This is a genomic window from Deinococcus detaillensis, from assembly GCF_007280555.1.
Classification (GTDB): domain Bacteria; phylum Deinococcota; class Deinococci; order Deinococcales; family Deinococcaceae; genus Deinococcus; species Deinococcus detaillensis.
Genome location: NZ_VKDB01000078.1, coordinates 1 through 1,671, shown reverse-complemented (window position 1 = coordinate 1,671; position 1,671 = coordinate 1). Strand labels below are relative to the sequence as shown.

Genomic DNA, 1,671 nt, shown 5'->3' with positions numbered 1-1,671 from the left:
CAGATCCTGTTCTCTCAGCGTCCCAGCCATGCGCCACAGCTTAACAGCAGCACCCTCGTCCTTGGACGGGAGCGCCGGAAGCCGCTAATCAGATACCTGGAATCTGTACTTTTTCCTACTCCCGCTGGTCGGGTTTCGCAGTTATTGCATAATTGTTCAACCGAAATCCGTCTCAGTCGATGATGATCTTACTGGGATCGAAATCCACCTTGGGAAACTGCGGATTCATATCGTTCGGGGTCTCCAGCAGAATATGCATGATCAGGTCGTTCCTGAACCACTTATGGTTAGCGGGAATGATGTACCACGGGGCGGTGGCGGTACTGGTAGCGCTGAGCGTGTCCTGGTAAGCCTTGGTGTAGTCGTCCCAGAGGGCACGCTCATTGAGGTCGTTCTGGCTGAACTTCCAATGCTTCTCAGGATCGTCCAGCCGGTCTTGAAAACGCTTTTTCTGTTCATCCTTGCTGATGTTCAGATGAAGCTTCAAAATTCGGGTGCCACGGTTCTGGAGTGAGATCTCGAAGGCGCGGATCTCCTCATATCGGCGCTCGACTTCCTGCTTGTCCACCTCGCCGTGAACCCGTGTCACCAGCACGTCTTCGTAATAGGAGCGGTTGAAGACGCCGATCATACCGGCCACTGGTGTATGCGCGTGAACCCGCCAGAGGAAATCATGACTCAGCTCCAGCGGAGTCGGTTCCTTGAAACCAGTGACATTGACGCCCTGCGGATTGAGCCCGGTGAAGACATGCTTGATCGTCCCATCCTTACCGCCAGCATCGCGGGTCTGGAGCACCACCAGTAGGCTCTGCTTTTCTTTGGCGTGTAACCGTTCCTGAAGCTTGACCAGGTGCAGCTGAAGTTGCGGTTTGCGAACAGCAGCCTCTTCCTTGCTGACGCCTGCAGTCTCGTTGGGGTTGTACTCCTTGAGGCTCAGCTTCTTACCCTCACGAACTTGGTATGACTCCGTTTTCATCGGCGCAGTGTAACACCACTACTGGTCCGGTCTACTACTGGAAAAATTCACCAAGTACACCCATTTATCCAGAGATAAATTGAGCGGAGCGGACAGGCCCGTGAGGTTGCCGTTCTGTCCAAGACAGCAGACAGGCCCGTGAAGTGCGAGCAGGCCCCTAATGGGGGTCCGTTCTGCTTAAGAAGCCGTAGTGACATTCCCTCCAGATCAGGTCGTCAGGTCTTTCAAGGCTGCCGGAGTGAAGTACCGAATAGCTCCCGGTAATACCCTGACCTTCAGGAGCTGAACGTCCCCTTCGACGATTTCCCCGTCGTACTGGGCCGGTAAAGCCTGACTGGCCTGCACGCTGACCTCAGTGGCATCGAACGTTTCCAGACTGTCGCCGAGGTCGGCGTTGCCCAGATGCAGTTTGGCCCGGAGGCTGCCGAGCAGCGTCGGAATCAGGGTCGCAATGCTGTTGCCCTTTAGCACGATCACGGTCAGCTTTCCGTCCGCAGGAATTACGTCGCCGGTAATCGGCACCCGGTAGTTGGCCATCCCGAAGTTGGCGATCATCACCCCCATCCCCTCGACTTCAAGCTCTTTGCCGTCCAGCGTCAGTGGAATGAACCCCCTAGAGAGGACCAACGGCCAAGCCACTTCGCCCCGACCAGCCGTTAGGCTGATCACAGCGCGAAGGAGCATTCATGCCAGGA

Annotated in this window: 2 protein-coding genes; both read right to left on the bottom strand. The window is 56.0% G+C overall.

Features of this window, described 5'->3' with window-relative positions:
- Positions 1 to 172: 172 nt before the first annotated feature.
- Positions 173 to 976, bottom strand: coding sequence for a polyphosphate kinase 2 family protein (locus FNU79_RS18910; protein WP_143722336.1), 804 nt, complete (start codon positions 974 to 976; stop codon positions 173 to 175).
- 207 nt (positions 977 to 1,183) lie between these two features.
- Positions 1,184 to 1,660, bottom strand: a complete 477-nt coding sequence (locus FNU79_RS18905; protein ID WP_143722335.1) for a diacylglycerol/lipid kinase family protein — start codon at positions 1,658 to 1,660, stop codon at positions 1,184 to 1,186.
- Between the last annotated feature and the right edge of the window lie 11 nt (positions 1,661 to 1,671).